10 protein-coding genes and 3 pseudogenes are annotated in these 15,973 nt (G+C 65.4%); 6 read left to right on the top strand and 7 right to left on the bottom strand.

What is annotated here, in order from left to right:
* Positions 1–499: 499 nt before the first annotated feature.
* Positions 500–739: pseudogene (locus ASF22_RS05655) on the top strand (transcriptional regulator); the annotation flags it as partial.
* 21 nt (positions 740–760) lie between these two features.
* Here ASF22_RS05655 and ASF22_RS05650 read toward each other — a convergent pair.
* Positions 761–1,894, bottom strand: a complete 1,134-nt coding sequence (locus tag ASF22_RS05650) for an aldo/keto reductase (RefSeq protein ID WP_056262333.1) — start codon at positions 1,892–1,894, stop codon at positions 761–763.
* Between the two features lie 98 nt (positions 1,895–1,992).
* Here ASF22_RS05650 and ASF22_RS05645 point away from each other — a divergent pair, with 98 nt between their 5' ends.
* Positions 1,993–2,895, top strand: coding sequence for a LysR family transcriptional regulator (locus ASF22_RS05645; RefSeq protein ID WP_056262331.1), 903 nt, complete (start codon positions 1,993–1,995; stop codon positions 2,893–2,895).
* Positions 2,896–3,010: 115 nt separating this feature from the next.
* Here the strand turns inward: ASF22_RS05645 and ASF22_RS05640 are convergent, their stop codons facing one another.
* Positions 3,011–3,868, bottom strand: a complete 858-nt coding sequence (locus tag ASF22_RS05640) for an alpha/beta hydrolase (protein WP_056262328.1) — start codon at positions 3,866–3,868, stop codon at positions 3,011–3,013.
* Between the two features lie 246 nt (positions 3,869–4,114).
* On the opposite strand from ASF22_RS05640, the gene ASF22_RS05635 reads away from it, so the two are divergent.
* The 3 genes from ASF22_RS05635 (at position 4,115) to ASF22_RS05625 (ending at position 7,909) form a co-directional block, all read left to right on the top strand.
* Positions 4,115–5,083 carry a LysR family transcriptional regulator gene (locus tag ASF22_RS05635; RefSeq protein ID WP_056262326.1) on the top strand — a complete coding sequence of 323 codons (969 nt, stop codon included), beginning with the start codon at positions 4,115–4,117 and terminating at the stop codon, positions 5,081–5,083.
* A 90-nt stretch (positions 5,084–5,173) separates the two neighbouring features.
* Complete coding sequence (locus ASF22_RS05630) at positions 5,174–5,644, top strand: (2Fe-2S)-binding protein (RefSeq protein ID WP_056262324.1); 471 nt, start codon at positions 5,174–5,176, stop codon at positions 5,642–5,644.
* A 15-nt stretch (positions 5,645–5,659) separates the two neighbouring features.
* Positions 5,660–7,909, top strand: a complete 2,250-nt coding sequence (locus ASF22_RS05625) for a molybdopterin cofactor-binding domain-containing protein (protein ID WP_056262320.1) — start codon at positions 5,660–5,662, stop codon at positions 7,907–7,909.
* A 19-nt stretch (positions 7,910–7,928) separates the two neighbouring features.
* On the opposite strand, the gene ASF22_RS05620 is transcribed toward ASF22_RS05625, so the two are convergent.
* A complete protein-coding gene (locus tag ASF22_RS05620; RefSeq protein WP_056262317.1) occupies positions 7,929–9,608 on the bottom strand; it encodes a methyl-accepting chemotaxis protein in 1,680 nt (559 codons plus the stop codon).
* Between the two features lie 397 nt (positions 9,609–10,005).
* Positions 10,006–10,972 (bottom strand): annotated as a pseudogene (locus tag ASF22_RS22830) (IS630 family transposase); the annotation flags it as partial.
* A 348-nt stretch (positions 10,973–11,320) separates the two neighbouring features.
* On the opposite strand from ASF22_RS22830, the pseudogene ASF22_RS05610 reads away from it, so the two are divergent.
* Positions 11,321–12,749, top strand: a pseudogene (locus tag ASF22_RS05610) (IS1182 family transposase); the annotation flags it as partial.
* Positions 12,750–13,282: 533 nt separating this feature from the next.
* Here ASF22_RS05610 and ASF22_RS05605 read toward each other — a convergent pair.
* From ASF22_RS05605 to ASF22_RS05595, 3 genes are read right to left on the bottom strand one after another with little or no spacing between them, the layout of a single operon-like run.
* Complete coding sequence (locus ASF22_RS05605) at positions 13,283–14,719, bottom strand: pilus assembly protein TadG-related protein (protein ID WP_056174285.1); 1,437 nt, start codon at positions 14,717–14,719, stop codon at positions 13,283–13,285.
* Positions 14,701–15,417, bottom strand: a complete 717-nt coding sequence (locus ASF22_RS05600; protein ID WP_056262314.1) for a TadE/TadG family type IV pilus assembly protein — start codon at positions 15,415–15,417, stop codon at positions 14,701–14,703. Before ASF22_RS05600 ends, ASF22_RS05605 begins: the two co-directional genes overlap by 19 nt.
* Entirely contained in the window at positions 15,417–15,962 is a 546-nt protein-coding gene (locus ASF22_RS05595) for a TadE/TadG family type IV pilus assembly protein (RefSeq protein ID WP_056174289.1), read from the bottom strand. Before ASF22_RS05595 ends, ASF22_RS05600 begins: the two co-directional genes overlap by 1 nt.
* Positions 15,963–15,973: the final 11 nt, after the last annotated feature.

Genomic DNA, 15,973 nt, shown 5'->3' with positions numbered 1-15,973 from the left:
CGGGTGATCCGGATCAGCTCGTCCTAAGCCTACGGCGGATGCCGCCGCACTTGCCCCGCCCGGCGGATGGGTGTGTCCGGCATGGCCCAGGACCATACCCATCACCATGACGGCGAGAACCGCGACCCGAAGGATCGTGGTGAGCAGCCGCGAGGGGAGTGAAGGAAGGTGCATGGCGTAAAGAGGCTAGCACATCGCGTTCTTGGACACAGCTCCCGTGTCGACGGATCACGCGATGGTCGGCAGACGCCTCTTCAGAAATCCGCGTGATGCGGGTTGGAATGCGAAAGCCGATGATCGGATCGGCACCCGCGAGACCGAATTTTCGCGGACCCGCGGCCGACGCCCGGCATATGGGCTGGCCTTGCGCATCGGGGCGGCCTTGGCGGCCTCCATTTACCAGGGCCCGTCGCGGTGATGCCGGCATCCGGGTTCCCTCATCGTCTTCGATCAGGAGATATGCGTCGCGGCGGGTGGCCGGACATCTTCGATCGGCCCGGGGTGCGTGGAGGCCTGCTCCGCCGTCTCCGCGGTGGGAAATCGCGTCGTTCCGCGCTCATCGCTGTCCAATCACTTCAAGGTGCTCCGCGAGGCCGGCGTGATCCGCAGCGAGCGTCACGACGTCGAGATGCGGGATCACTCGCGCTGGCGCGAAGTCGAGGCGCGATTTCCCGGATTGCTCGCCGCCCTCATCAACGCCTACGCCGCCGAGGGGGGACCAAGCCTGACCGGCGCGTGACCGGGAACGTGCGCGATTTCGTCAGTCCCGTCGCAACGTCGCTTCGGTCGATCCCTCGACGCGGCTCCCGCCGAAGATCACCTGCTGCCGGAGCGGGGGCCGTGCCAAGCGATAGATCAGGCGCGGCTCGGCAGGCGCACTCACGGCATCGAGACCGGCGCGATGCTCGGAGGACAGCGCGAGTTCGAGGGCCGCTATATTGTCGGCGACCTGAGCCGCCCGGCCGACGCCCATCAGGGTCGAAGCGACGCCGGGCCGGCCCACGACCCAGGCCAGGGCGACCCGCGCGGGTGATTGGTCGATTTCGTCCGCCACCCGGCGCACCGCCTCGACGATCTCCCAGTTGCGAGGCGTGAACAGGCTGTCGCCGAACGGGTTGGCACCATCGAGGCGCCTGTCGTCGGCCGGACGGACTTCTCCCGCCTTCGCCGCGTCCCTGGGCAGGCCAGACCCACGCGATGACGCCGCAGCGACGGTTGCGCGATCGTATTTGCCCGTCAGGAGCCCGTAGGCGAGGGGCGACCAGGGCACCATGCCCATGCCGAACTCGGCCGCGAGGGGAATATGCTCGTCCTCGACGTCCCGGTTCACCAGGGAATAGAAGTACTGGAGCCCGATCGGCCCGGGGAGGCCACGCACGGAAGCGAGTGTCGCGAGCTTGGCTGCGTACCAGGCGGGGGTGTTCGACACGCCCCAGTGGCGGATCTTGCCCACCCGAATGAGGCCACTCATCGTCTCCAGCAGTTCCTCGGCCGGCGTGATCCCATCCCACACGTGGACCCAGTACAGGTCGATGAAATCCGTCTCGAGACGTCGTAGGGACCCATCGATCGCCGTGTGGATGTGTTTGGCTCCGCACCCCCCCGCATGCGGTCCGTTTCCCGCAGCGAATCCGAACTTGGTCGCAACGACGATTCGGTCGCGCAGGCGGCGCTCCTTGACGAAGCGACCGACCATCGCCTCGCTGGTGCCGTTCGCGTAGACGTCGGCCGTATCCACGAAATTGCCGCCCGCCTCGACATAGGCATCGAACACGGCGCGGCTGCTGTTCTCGTCGAGTCCCCATCGCGCGGTCCCGAAGGTCATGGTGCCCAGCGCCAGCGGGCTCACTGCCAGCCCCGAACGACCGAGCGCCCGGTAATGCGTCAGATCCATTTTTATGCTCCCCCGATGAAGTGACCGAGCATTAGCGCCACGTCGTGGGGGGCGATAAGCCGGATCGGACGGCATGGGTCTGTGAACGGGATGCAGCAATGCGACGCGGTGAACTCGATGATCTCGCGGCCTTCGCGGCAGTGGCGCGCACCCGCAGTTTCACCCGGGCGGCGGCCGAGATCGGGCTGTCGCCCTCCGCCCTCAGTCATGCGATGCGCGGACTGGAAACGCGTCTCGGCCTACGCTTGCTCGCACGGACGACACGCAGCGTCGCTCCGACGCCCGCGGGCGAACGATTGCTGCGCTCCCTCGGGCCGGCATTGGAGGAGGTCGCGCGCGGCCTCGCGGCCCTGGCCGACTGGCGTGGTGAGCCGTCCGGCACTCTCCGATTGACGACGTTCGCCTTCGGCGCCCGAACGGTGCTCGAACCGTCCCTTCCCGGCTTTCTCCTCGCCTATCCGGCGGTCTCCGTCGAAGTGGTCGTCGATGATCGTCTCGCGGATCTCGTCGCGACGGGCTTCGACGCCGGAATTCGTTTTGGGGATTCGGTGGAGCGCGACATGGTCGCGGTCCGCGTCGGCCCGGACCTGCGCACGGTCGTGGTCGGAACACCCGCCTACTTTGCGGGTCACGCCCGCCCTGCGGTCCCGTCCGACCTCGAGGCGCATCGTTGCGTCAACTACCGGCTCGTCGGCGGCGGCGGCCTCTTGCCGTGGGAGTTCACCCAAGGCGGACGCGAGGTCCGCGTGCGCGCCGGCGGACAGTTCGTCGGGAACGACGGTGCGCTGGCCGGCGCGGTGGTGCGGGCGGGCGCGGGCCTCGGCTACATGCTGGAATGCGACGTGGCCGCCGATCTCGCCTCCGGCGACCTCGTGCAGGTGCTGGACGATTACTGCCCGCCGTTTCCCGGCTGCCATCTCTACTACCCGAACCGGCAAGTGACGCCTGCCCTGCGTGCTCTGGTCGAGACGCTCCGCTGGACGGGCGAAACATCCGCTTGAGCGAGACCGCGGGGCGTGCGAACGGGGCCTGCGCGTCGGTTCGCCCCGGCAAGACGGGATCAGACGATCGTCTCCGCCGAACCACGGTACGTTTCGGCAAACGGTAACCCGGGCGTCAAATCACCCGGCGCGCGAGGAAATCCAACATCAGCGATGCGACTTCGCGGTGGTGCGTCTCCAATGCAAAATGCCCCGTGTCGAGCAAGTGGATCTCGGCATCGGGCAGGTCGCGTCGGTAAGCCTCCGCGCCGGCGGCCAGGAAGAACGGGTCGTTGCGGCCCCAAACCGCTAGGAGCGGCGGCCTGTGGGTGCGAAAATACGCCTGGAACGCCGGGTAGAGCGCGACGTTCGTGCGGTAATCCAGAATCAGATCGAGCTGGATCTCTTCCGCACCGGGGCGTCGCATGTAGTGCAGATCGAGGGTCAGACCGTCGGGACCGATGCGACCGGCCGGCGCACCGTGCTCGTACTGCATATGGATCGCTGCTTCCGTGAGGGCGGCGCGGCACGCGATGCGGTTCGCCGGGCTCGGATCCCGCCAATAGGCCTGCCAAGGTTCCCACGCCGCGCTCAGACCCTCCGCATAGGCGTTGCCGTTTTGGGTGATGATGGCGCTGATCCGTTCCGGGTGATCCATCGCCAGACGCAGACCGGTCGGCGCCCCATAGTCGAAGATGTAGAGAGCATAGCGGGTCAGCCCCAACGCAGTGACGAACCCCTCCATGATCTCGGCCAGGTGGTCGAACGTGTAGGCGAATGTGGCGCGGGACGGGGCGACCGTGTTGCCGAAGCCGGGCAGGTCTGGGGCGACGATCCGATAGCGATCGGACAGGAGCGGGATGAGATCGCGGAACATGTGACTCGCGGTTGGGAAACCGTGAAGCAGGAGCAGCACGGGTGCGTCCCCAGGGCCCGCTTCCCGGTAGAACACCTCGACGTCCCCGACTTGTTGCTTACCGTAGCGTACCGACATTCGATCCTCCTGCCTGCCGAGTTCAGGAAAAGCCCGAATGCGGCCGAGAGGGCAGGGGCGGCCCGCTACGGCGCCCATGACGAGCCCCGATCCGAACCGCTTGACCATGCTGCATCGGTTCCGTGCCCGTCCGCGGCCTCGACAGCGCCGCTTGGCATCCGTGCTTTTCCTGTCGAAGAGGTAGCGTCCATCGCTTGCCGCAATAATATCGGATCTCTGCAAAGCTGTGTTTCAGGATCTGCAACGATGGATCGCCTCGATGCCATGGCGCTGTTCCTCGGCGTCGTCGACGCCGGCTCGTTCGCGCGCGCGGCCCGCCATTCGGGCGTCTCACCGGCGAGCGTGACGCGCGCGGTCGCGATGCTGGAGGAGCGCCTAGGCGATCGCCTCCTGCACCGCTCGACCCGGGGACTTCGCCTCACGGAGGTCGGCGAGCGTCAGGCCGTCGTGTACCGGAGCGTGCTGGCAGAGCTGGCGGAAGCTGAGGGGACGGCCAGGATAGCGGACCGGTTGGAAGGCAGGATCACCCTCACCGCGCCGGAACTCTTCGGCCGTGAAAAGCTGATGCCCGTCGTCGAAGACTTCCTCGCCATGCATCCGGGCGTGGCGATGCGTGTGCTCCTGGTCAATCGCGTGGTCAACCTGACCGAGGAGGGGATCGACGCAGCCCTGCGCCTCGCGGACCTGCCCGATTCGGGCCTTACAGCGGTAGGTCTCGGCGCCATGCGCCGGCTCGTCTGTGCAGCGCCCGCCTACCTGGCTGCGCTAGGCCAACCCGCGCGTCCCGAGGATCTTCGGACGCACCGCTGTCTCGGCGCGGAGGGGACGGAGCACGAACTCTGGCCCTTTACCGAGCGGAATCCCGCGCGGTCTCGTCCCATCACGGTGGCGCTGGAGCCACGTCTGGTCCTGAACAGCGCCAGGGCCTCCATCGATGCCGCGGTCCGCGGTCATGGCGTCTGCCGAGCCATGGCCTATCAGGTGGTCGAACATCTGGCGCACGGGCGCCTCGTTCCGGTACTTGCAGCGTTCGAGCCGCCGCCGAATCCGGTTCACCTCGTATTTCATCCCATCCCCCGCCGGAACGCGGCGCTGCGGGCCTTCGTCGATCACGCGGTGCCGAGGCTGAGGGCTGCGGTCGCGGCCGTTTCAATCGCCATGGAGTCGGCGCATGCCGCGCTCCACCCATCATCCGCGACCGAGGCACGATCCTGATGCGGGACCCCGTGTCCGGTTGACCGGCTCGGCGAAAGGTTGATACCCCTGCACTAGAACGGTTCCAAAAAATACAATTCGAGGCACGCCATGGCGCAACCGGTCTCCCTCCACGTCAACGGGCGCGCGGTGAGTGTGCGAGTCGACGATCCCGAGACGCCGCTGCTCTACGTGCTGCGCAACGATCTGCAACTGCACGGGCCACGCTTCGGCTGCGGGCTCGGACAATGCGGCGCCTGTACGGTGCACATCGACGGGGCGGCCGTCCGCTCCTGCATCACTCCACTCTCCAGCCTGAAACCCGGCCAGGCCATCGTCACCCTGGAAGGGCTCGGCTCGCCGGAGGGGCCGCACCCGGTGCAGGCAGCCTTCATCGCCGAGCAGGCGGCGCAATGCGGTTACTGCATCAACGGCATGGTGATGCAATCGGCGGCACTCCTGAGCCGGAACGCGAAACCGAGCGACGCCGAGATCAAGCAGGAACTCAGCGCCAACCTGTGCCGCTGCGGCACCCATGCCCGGATCGTACGCGCCGTGAAGCGCGCCGCGTCCGCGATCTGACCCGGGAGGCTGCCCATGTCCCGCATCACGACGCCCGATACGTTGCTGTCCCGCCGCGCGCTGCTCCAGGGTGGCGGTGCCCTGGTGGTGAGCTTCGCGCTTCCGCCGCGAGACGCCTCAGCGCAGACACCGCCGCCGATTCCGCCCGCGCTCCCAACCAAGGGATTCGCCAAGTCCGTGGCCGGCGACGAGGTCGACGGGTTTGTCGCCATCGGCGCGGACGGCCGCGTGACGGTGTTCTCCGGCAAGGTCGATCTCGGCACCGGGGTGCGCACGGCGCTGACGCAGATGGCAGCCGAGGAACTCGACCTGCCCCTCGAGTCCGTCACGGTGATCCAGGGCGATACCGGCGTGACACCGGACCAGGGCCCGACCTACGGCAGTCTGTCGATCCAGAACGGCGGTGCCCAGATCCGCCAGGCCGCGGCCACCGCCCGCCAAGCCCTGATCGGACTTGCGGCCGAGCGCCTCGGGGTGACCCCGGGATCGCTTCTGGTCAAGAACGGCACCATCCAGCCGAAGACGGGCGGTCCGGGCATCGCCTTCGGCGACCTCCTCAGGGAGAAGCGTTTCGCCCTCAAGGTCGACAAGGACGCCAAGCCCAAGGATCCGGCCCTCTACACCCTCGTCGGGACATCGGTGGCGCGCCTCGACCTGCCGGGCAAGATCACCGGGACCTTCACCTACATGCAGGATTTCCGGGTTCCCGGAATGGTGCACGGACGGGTGGTTCGCCCGCCCGCCATCGGGGCGACCCTGGAGGGGGTGGACGATGCCGATGCCCTTTCGCTGCCCGGCGTGATCAAGGTGGTCCGGGAGGGCAACTTCCTCGCCGTGGTGGCGGAGACCGAGTGGGGCGCCGTCAAGGCCGCCGCGGCCCTGAAGCCGCGCTGGTCGGCCTCAGCGACCCTGCCGGACCAGGCCCGGCTCTGGCAGCACGTGCGCGGCTCGAAGGTCAGCAAGGACGACGTCACGAGCAACGTCGGCGATGCCGCCGCGTCCCTGAAGGGAGCGGCCCGGGTGCTCGCGGCGACCTACGATTTCGCGATCCACACCCACGGCTCCATCGGTCCCTCCTGTTCCGTGGCGGAGTTCAAGGATGGGGCGCTCACCTGCTGGACCGCCTCGCAGATGACCCACGCCCTCCGGCGGCAGCTCGCGGCGATGACCCGGATGTCCACGGAGGACGTGCGTTGCGTCTATCTCGAAGGCTCGGGCTGCTACGGCCGAAACGGGCACGAGGATGCGGCGGCGGACGCGACGCTGCTCGCCCGCGCCGTGGGCCGGCCGGTCCGGGTGCAATGGTCGCGCGCCGACGAGCACGGCTGGGACCCCAAGGGGCCGCCGACTCTCATCGACCTCGAAGCCGGCCTCGATGCGGACGGCGCCTTGGTGGCCTGGTCGTCGCAGTTCTTCGTCCCCGAAGGGGGTGCCGGCAACGTGCCGCTCGTGGCCGCCGATCTCGCCAACCTGCCGCACGAGACGGCGCTCGCGCCCGGCAACATCGTTCAGAATTCGGCGATTCCCTACACGATCGCCAACGTGCGGACGGTCTGCCACCGCTTGGCCGACACGCCCCTCCGGCCGTCCTGGATCCGAACGCCGGGCCGGATGCAGAACACCTACGCCAACGAGGCCTTCCTCGACGAACTCGCCGCCGCGGCCGGCGTGGATCCGGCGGCGTATCGCCTGCGGGCGCTCAAGGACCCGCGCGGGATGGAAGTGATCGAGCGTGTGATGGCGCTGGCGAAGTGGGAGAACCGCCCGTCCCCCAAGGCCGAGCGGGACGGCGACGTCCTGCGCGGGCGCGGAATTTCCTACGTGCGCTACGAACTCTACCGGACCTATGTTGCCGGTATCGCCGAGGTGGAGGTCGAGCGCAGAACGGGAGCGATCCGGGTCTCCCGCTTCTTCGTGGTCCAGGATTGCGGGCAGATCATCAACCCGGACGGGGTGCGCAGCCAGATCGAGGGCAACGTGATTCAGACGGTCAGCCGCGTGCTCAAGGAAGAGGTGACCTTCGACCGCAGCGCGGTGACGAGCCTGGACTGGGCGAGCTATCCGATCCTCACCTTTCCCGAAATCCCCGAGGTGGTGATGGAGTTGATTGACCGACCCACCGAGAAGCCCTGGGGCGCTGGCGAGCCCTCCGCGGCCATCGTGCCGTCCGCGATCTCGAATGCGGTCTTCGACGCCACCGGTGTGCGGATGCGCTCGGTGCCGTTTTCACCGGTGAAGATGCAGGCCGGCCTGCAGGCGACCTGAGACAAACCGTGCGGGCCGGTCAGGCCGCCCGCACGGTCGCGAGGAAGTGGGCGACCTCGGCACTCAGGTGTTCGGATTGGCGCGACAGCTCGGAGGCTGCCCCGAGCACCTGACTCGCTGCGGCGCCGGTCTCCTCGGCGGCCCCGGCCACGCCCGCGATGTTGCCGGTGACTTCGCCCGTGCCCGCTGCCGCCTGAGCGACGTTGCGGACGATCTCCTGCGTTGCCGCCCCCTGCTGCTCCACCGCCGCGGCGATGGAGGTGGCGACGGTGCTGATCTCGCGGATGCGTCCGGTGATGCCGCCGATCGAGTCGACCGCCTGGCCCGTCGAGGCCTGGATCCGCAGGATCTGGCCCGAGATCTCGTTCGTCGCCTTGGCAGTCTGTTCGGCCAGGGCCTTCACTTCGGCAGCGACGACGGCGAAGCCCTTGCCGGCCGTACCCGCACGGGCTGCCTCGATGGTGGCATTGAGGGCGAGAAGGTTCGTCTGTCCGGCGATGTTCGAGATCAGACCGACGACATCGCCGATCCGGGCGACGGCGGCGCTGAGCTCCTGCACCAGCGCACCGGCCTGATCGGCTTCGGCGACGGCGTGGCGCGCGAGGTCCGCCGAGCCGTCGACCTGCCGGCCGATCTCCTGCACCGACGACCCGAGTTCCTCGGCCGCCGCCGCGACGGTGTTGACGTTCGTGGCGGCCTCCTCGGCCGCGGCTGCCACGGCGGAGGATTGCAGGGCGGTCTCCGCCGCCGTGCCGCTCATCGCACCCGCCGTCGCCTGCAACTCGGTCGCGGACGACGAGACCATGCCGATGACGCCGCCGACGGCCGCCTCGAACCCATCCGCCAGTTCGCGCATCGTGCGCTTGCGCTGTTCCTCGGCGGAGGCCCGCGCGAGTGCGGTCTCCTCTTCGAGCCGACGGGTGCGGATGAGGTTGTCCTTGAACACCTGGACGGCGGCGGCCATCGCACCGATCTCGCTGCGCTCGCCCGCGTTGGGCACGGCGATCGCGATGTCGTTGTCTGCCACGCGCTTCATCACTCCGGCCATGCGCTGGACGGGCGCCGAAATCGTGAACACGGACATCCAGCCGATCGCCAGCGTGGTCAGGACGACGACCGCGAGCACCGCGGCGATCCCCAGCCGAGCACTGTCGCCGAGCGCACTCGCAATCTGGACGCTCTCCTTGCCATGGATGTCGTTGAAGTCGAGATCGGCCTTGAGGGCCGTGCGGGCGGCGTTGAGCGCCGGCAGCATCCCATCGAGAAGATAATCGGTGGCGGCCTTCATGTCGCCGGCCTGCATGCGCTGCAGGAACTCTTCGCCCATGGCCGAGTACGCCGGGACGGTCTTCTTGATCGCCTCCCAAAGCGCCTCCTCGCCGTTGCTCACATAGGCGACGTAATCCTTCAGATCGGCCTTGATGTCGGCCATGCTGGCCCGCAGGCGGGGAAGGGATTGCGGACGGCGTTCCTCGCGGGAGACGAGATAGGCGAGTTGCCGGCTCCGGAGGGTCTCGAAGTTCGTGGCCAGGCGTCCGATGATCCGTGTCGACGGGAGGGCATTGCCGCCGAGCGTAGCCGTCGCTGCCGTCAAGGCAGACAAGCGCCCGTAACAGAAGGCACCCAACCCGAGATTGAGGGCGAGCAGCAGCAGGAGAGAGCTGATCAGGCGGGTTCGAATCGATAGATTGGCGATCAACTTGATCTCTCCGACATAGTAATATTATTCGAGAGAGACTTAATCTCAAATTCGTTAAGCGATCCCGACTGCTGTGTCAGTGTACGCCGCCGCTGCGGCCGATCGGGGCAGGAACAGACTGAATTTACATCTTTCGGTTGTGTTTGATCCAGCTTCCTAACTCGCGATCGCCACCAATACCGAGCGCGGACGTCCGGTCACTGGTCAGGATACGCACCATCTGCGCGGGTCGATCCGAACCCCAGGAAGGCCGGTCGAAGGCCACCCCGCGTGTAGGGGGTGCAGCCGCCCAAGCTACTCTGGCTCGAGCATGCCGGCATGCTCGTACAGGAATGCCGATGCGAATCGCCCTTCCGCTTCCGCCTGGTTCGGCGTCCGAACAGATGGGATCGAAAGTTTCGTAGCCTGCAGCCACGAGGTGGTTGCGGCACTCATTCGGTGTGAAGCGCCCGAAGGCCTGTTTGAGCGTGTCGTAGACGTCCACAACCGTGCGGGCACCCTGGGCTCGCAAACGGACCTTGAGCTTGGCAGAAGCAAGTTCGCTCGGATTGAAGTCGGGCGAGTAGGCCGGCAGGTAGAGCAGGCGGGCGCCGGCCGCCTCGATGCGCTCGCGGATGCCGCTGACCTTGTGAGCGGGCAGGTTGTCGAGCACGACCGCGTCACCCTGCTTCAGGGTCGGCACCAGGGTCTCCTCGACATAGCGGCGGAAGCGGATCCCAGTCATGGGGCCGTCGAAGAGCGCGGTCGCCGTCAGGCCGCTGGCCTGCAGTCCCGCCGTGACCGTGATGGTCTTCCAGTGCCCGAACGGCACGACCACCCGGCAGCGTTCGCTACGCGGCGCCCATCCGTAGCGACGCGCCATCTTCGTGTTGGTCGCGGTCTCGTCCAGGAACACGAGCCTGTCCGGATCGCGGTCGGGCTGGCGCTCGAACCAGGCCAGGCGCGCCGCCTTTACATCCTCCCGATCCTGCTCGGCGGCGTGCCTGGTGTTTTTTACGCGTGATGCCGTGGCGCTCGAAGAAGCGGGACAGGCGGCTGACCCCGACCTTCAGGCCGTATTCGGCCAGTTGGGCGCGCAACTCGTGCAGGAACAGTTCGGGCCTGGCCTCGTCGGTCTGACGGATCAGGTCGGCCTGGGCCTCGCTGAGGTGTGAATGCTGATCGCTGCCCATCGGCTTGGCCCATGTGCGTCCTTCCCGCACGAAGGCCTCGTACCGGCGCACGGCGCTGGCAGGGCTGACCTTGAACCGTCTGGCGGCTTCCCGGCGTGAGGTGCCTGCCTCGATCGCCACCACGACGCATTCACGCAGATCGGCTAATAGGGCCTGAGGGCATCCAGCTCTCCTCCTTGGAAAGGCGCGCATCGAATTACATCTGCGCTGCCCTCGAAACCCCGGTCGATCCAAGCCGATCGGACACCGCTCTAGAAGCTGCCACCCATCCCGCGAAAGCGGGTTCGTTGATCGAACGAGGCTGTGTGAAAAGCGGGCGCCACGCTGCGGCTGTCCGGCCGTCTGGGAGAGCGGCGGACAGACTTTTTTGACCACCTCCATCCTGATCGTTGCAAGATCGCAAGGAAGCTCAATGAAACCTGCGTCGTTGCTCGTTCGAGCTCTTACGCTCAAACATCGAACGATGATCAGAAATTTCTAGCTATATAAATTTGATCTGAGGCGTTTCGTCTTAGACTTTTTCTCCAACGGAGGCCCGGGATAACACGCTTTGTCGAAGCTGCAGATCGTCACCAAGATGACCGACCTCCTGATTGCCTGGACGATTGCGTCACGCACGATAACCCGACCCGCGTCATCGATGCGTTTGTCGACGAATTGGATCTCGCAGCCCTCGGCTTTGCCGGCGTGAGGCCCGCCGCGACCGGTCGACCGGGCTATCATCCCGCGACGCTGTCGAAGCTCGACCTGAACGGTACCTGGACCAGATCCCGTTGAGCCTGCGCTTTGAGCGGGAGGCCGGCCGCAATGTCGAGCTGATGTGGCTGATCGGCCGCCTAGCACCCGACTTCGATGCGATCGCGGACTTCCGGCGCGAGAACGGGGACGCGCTTCGCGCCACCTGCCGGCACTTCGTGGTGCTCTGCCGGCAGGTCGGCCTTCTGGCCGGAGGCGCCGTGGCCGTTGACGGCAGTCGGTTCAAGGCCGTGAACACGCGCGACCGAAACTTCACCCCGGCCGCGGTCTGAAGGCCCTTCGAGCAGGTCGAGACGCGCATCGTGCGCAACCTTGCGGCCCTCGATACCACCGACCGTCAGGAGGCCGATGCGGCGCAGCTTCGAAACCCAGGCCTGAAGGAGCGGCTCTCCGCACTCCGGGATCGGCTGCGCGCGCTGCAGGCGATGGAGACGCTCGTGGAGGTCGCACCGGACCGATAGATCCCGCTGACCGACCCCGATGCGCGGGCCATGGCGACGAACGGCAAGGGCACCGGGCTCGTCGGCTACAACGTTCAGGCCGCGGTGGACACGAGGCATCACCTCGTCGTCGCCCATGAGGTGACGAACCTCGGCCACAACCGCATCCAACTCGCCAACATGGCAGGCCAGGCGCAGAGCGCCATCGACCAGGAAACCGTCCAGGTCCTGGCGGATCGCCGGTACTTCTCCGGCGAGGAGATCCTGGCCTGCGACCGAGCGGGGATCGCGGTCACGCTGCCAAAGCCGACGACATTCGTGCGAAGGCCGAGGGCCGCTTCAGCAAGCAGGACTTCGTCTACCGGGCGAGCGACGACACATACCGCTGTCCGGCAGACCAGACGCTGACCTGCCACTTCGAGGGGATCGAGAACGGGATGACCCTGCGGCGCTACTGGATGTCGGCCTGTCCTGCTTGCCCGATCGAAAACCTTTGTACACCCGCCGAGCAGCGGCGCGTCACACGTTGGGACCATGAGCACGTGCTGGAAGCCTTCCAGCGCCGGCTCGACGAGAACCCGAACGCGATGCGTGACCGGCGCCAGACGGTCGAGCGCGTCTTCGGTACCCTCAAAGCCTGGATGGGAGCGACCCGCTTCCTGACCCGGGGGGCGGAAGAACGTGGCGGTGAGATGAACCTGCAGGTTCTTGCCTACAACATGAAGCGAGTGATCGCGATCCTCGGTGCCGGTCCGCTCATCGCAACCATCCGGGGGAAAGCCCGGCTTCTCTGCGGAACGCGCTGTCAGGTCCTTCCAGACCTCCGATGCGTTCTCACACAGCCTCCAGCGTGAACGAACGTTCATGACAACACACGAACTGAGGCACCACCCCGCCTTGAAGACGGCGCACTGATTGGTATTTTACATATGAACGTAGCCAGTAATGGCGTGTGGAACGTTCGCGAGAGGGCGTACGGCCTGTTTTCAAAAAAAATGTGGTGGATTACCCACTCTTTCCGCCGGTCTCGATAAAAGCACAGTAATTACGGTAGGTTGCTGACACGCAACGGCTTCGTACGCCCCGGCTGGTACATTCGGGTGGTACATATGCCTCCACCAATGGCTCGTCCCTGGAAGAATCACAGCAGCGGTGTCTACTACGTTCGGAACGCTGTACCGGCCCGGCTGCGTGCCCTCGTGGGCAAATCACGCGAAAAGGTTAGCCTCGGGACACACTATCCGGGGGAGGCCCGTCGGCGTCATACCGAGGCCGTCTTCGAGATCGAACGGCGGTCGCTCAATAATCAACGGGTCAGGCGGGCGACCTGGAGAGCTTGATCGAACATGGCGTTGAGCGACGCCGTGATGTCAGCGGGGGTGTTCGCCGTGTAGAAGAATCCGGGAGACGCGCAGCTCCGCAATGGTGTCGCGAGACCAGGGCTGAATCCGTTCACTAGATTGTTTTCTCTGGCGACATCTCCTCCGAAGTCCTGGAACTTGATGATATTGTACGGAATATAGAGCACCGACACGGTCGCGCCGGCATTCTTCAAGTCGGTGCACTTCGATGGGTCGATCTGCTTCGGCTTCGATCCATCCCAACGTGCATTGGGATACAGGAGAAATTTTGACGGATCGCCAGGGTAATAACGCTTGATTCCAAGCAGCAGGGAGTGGTTCTGATCATTCTGCATTCCATCCGTGATCAGGAACACAAACGGTTTGCGAGAGGTCGCTGCCGTGCCGTCGCCGAATGTCGCGATTGTGGATTTCATTTGGGGCAACACCGTTTCGAAATGCGTTCCCCCGCTCCCAGTCCCCGTGCTCGGATCTCCGTTAATGAAGAGTTGCGTGCTGCCAGTGTCGAGAAGGTTCGTCAGAGCGAGAGGCCAGGGTTTACTGCATTGAGCGGTTGTGCTGAGGGTCGCAAGGTCGCTCGTAACCCCTGCCAACGTCGCCATTTGATTGATGAACGGATACAGGCCGACCCGGTACTGGTTGGGAACGAGGGGTAGGGCGGCTCTCCTGATGAGTGAACAAACGGCATCGTTGACCGCGTCAGAGCGCAGCTGAATCTTGCCCGCGGCAAGATCCCATCCGACACGGCCAGGAAAGTGGCAGGCGAATTGGCAGCCCTGCCTGTAGTTGTCTTCCTTCAGGTCGTTGTTTTTGAGGGCTAGCTTTTCCATTCCCTCGTCCGAGGTCGGCAACCCCATCGAGCCGGACACATCAAGGAGCAGGTAGAAATCGAGATAGCTCGCGATATCCGCCGAGGCCGTCACCGTGTTTGAAATCAGCGTCGTAGGCGTCCCAAAAATCGGCCCGATGGTATTCTTGACGGTGGCCGAATAGCTCACCACTGCGGTCAGGGTTTGCGCATTGCGGCTTACCTGAGGTGTTGCAAGTGTGACTTGACCGAAGGTGATATTGCCCATGTTGGCGTTGAATGCGTTGACCGCTTTGGTGGTGCCGGCTGCGAGTGCGTTGGCCGAGACATTGGTCTGGCCGGCATTGCTGGAAATGTAGGCCTTGGCCGTGACGACCGCCGCGATGGCGGCGGCGTCGGCGGCCATGTCGAGCTTGGTCTTGTTGCTGGTTGCGATCCCATAATCGACTCCAAGACCGATCATGCCGATGATGGGGATCAGGCTGAGGCCGAACAGAACCGGGATACTGCCTCGACGCGAAGCAACGAGGGCCGCTCCGTGACCGCGAAGCCTGTTCACAGGAAGCCAGGACATTTCACAGCGATCCCATCGTCGTTCGTGATGTCGTACTTGATCTGCGTGGCGTAGCGCGGCTGCAGATAAATGGAGCGTGCAATGCGCACGGGCGCGATGAACGTGGCGCCGAACGTCGGGCGGAATAGAAACACGACGTCGACGGCGATGATGGAATCGGGTCCGAAGACGGATCGCGGAAGCGAGGTCCTCGAGGGCGCTGCGGCATCGGCGGCGGGACTCTGCGGAATCGCGCAGGGGCGATAATTCCCGCCGGCGGTCCCCATGCTCGTCCAGGCGACATTGGCCTGATAGCAGACGGTCGGATCGGAATTCGCCAGGCACGTCAGGATTTTCGGCGTGAAGACGATGCTGGCGAAGTTGATCGAGATGTCCTGCCACCATTCCAGATTTTGCTGAGGTGCATCCGTCATGAGATAGGGAAACAGGACCAGTGCCGCGTCGAAGCTGAAGTGCAGGTCGAGGCTGTTCACGGTGGCGATCGTCGACCCTTGGGGTGGGGCGGCCTGGGCGATCATCTGGCTGATCGAACTCGCGATCAGGTCGATCTTTCGTGATGCGTTCACATAGGTGATCAGCTGGATGCCGCCGGCCATGATGGCCAGGAAAACCGGCAGGATGAGTGCGAATTCGATGGCCGAGACAGCGCGCCGGTCACCCAGGAAGCGCCGCGTGGCGTGGAGTGGCCCGCGGCTCATCAGAATTGCTCGTTGCGGAACGCCGCCGATGAGACGGCGAGATAGGCCGGCGCGCCCCTGTAGACCGTCCCCCCGCTCAGCCAGGAGATGACCGCGACGGTGGGGAGCGTGATCGGATAGATAACCTGAAGATACTGAAAGTCGCCCCGAACACCGAGGGTGTAATTACCAGAACCGCTGGACAAATCGGGGATCAGCAAACCGCTCTTGTCCGGCTTCACGAAGGTATAATAGCCCGCTGGGCCGCCGGCCTTCGGAACCACATACAGATTGATGACGATGTTCTCGCAAGGAATCGGCTTCGGGAGATAGCTGCACAAGCTGGTCCGGAATGCCGAACTGCCCATCGATTGGGCCTGTGCAGAACCGGTTATGATCTGCCGGCTCGCTTGAGCGGTCGCGTAGTCGAGGACTTGGTTGAGATAAAGCACCAGGGCCGCACTCAGGATGAAGACGATCACCAGAATTGCGATAAGCGATACGATGGCGAACTCGACTGCCGTCGCGCCACGTTCGTCATACAGATATTGCTTCACCGTCCGCATGCGAGATTCTG

It is taken from the genome of Methylobacterium sp. Leaf87 (assembly GCF_001422775.1).
GTDB lineage: Bacteria > Pseudomonadota > Alphaproteobacteria > Rhizobiales > Beijerinckiaceae > Methylobacterium.
This window is presented reverse-complemented; position numbering and strand designations above follow the sequence as displayed.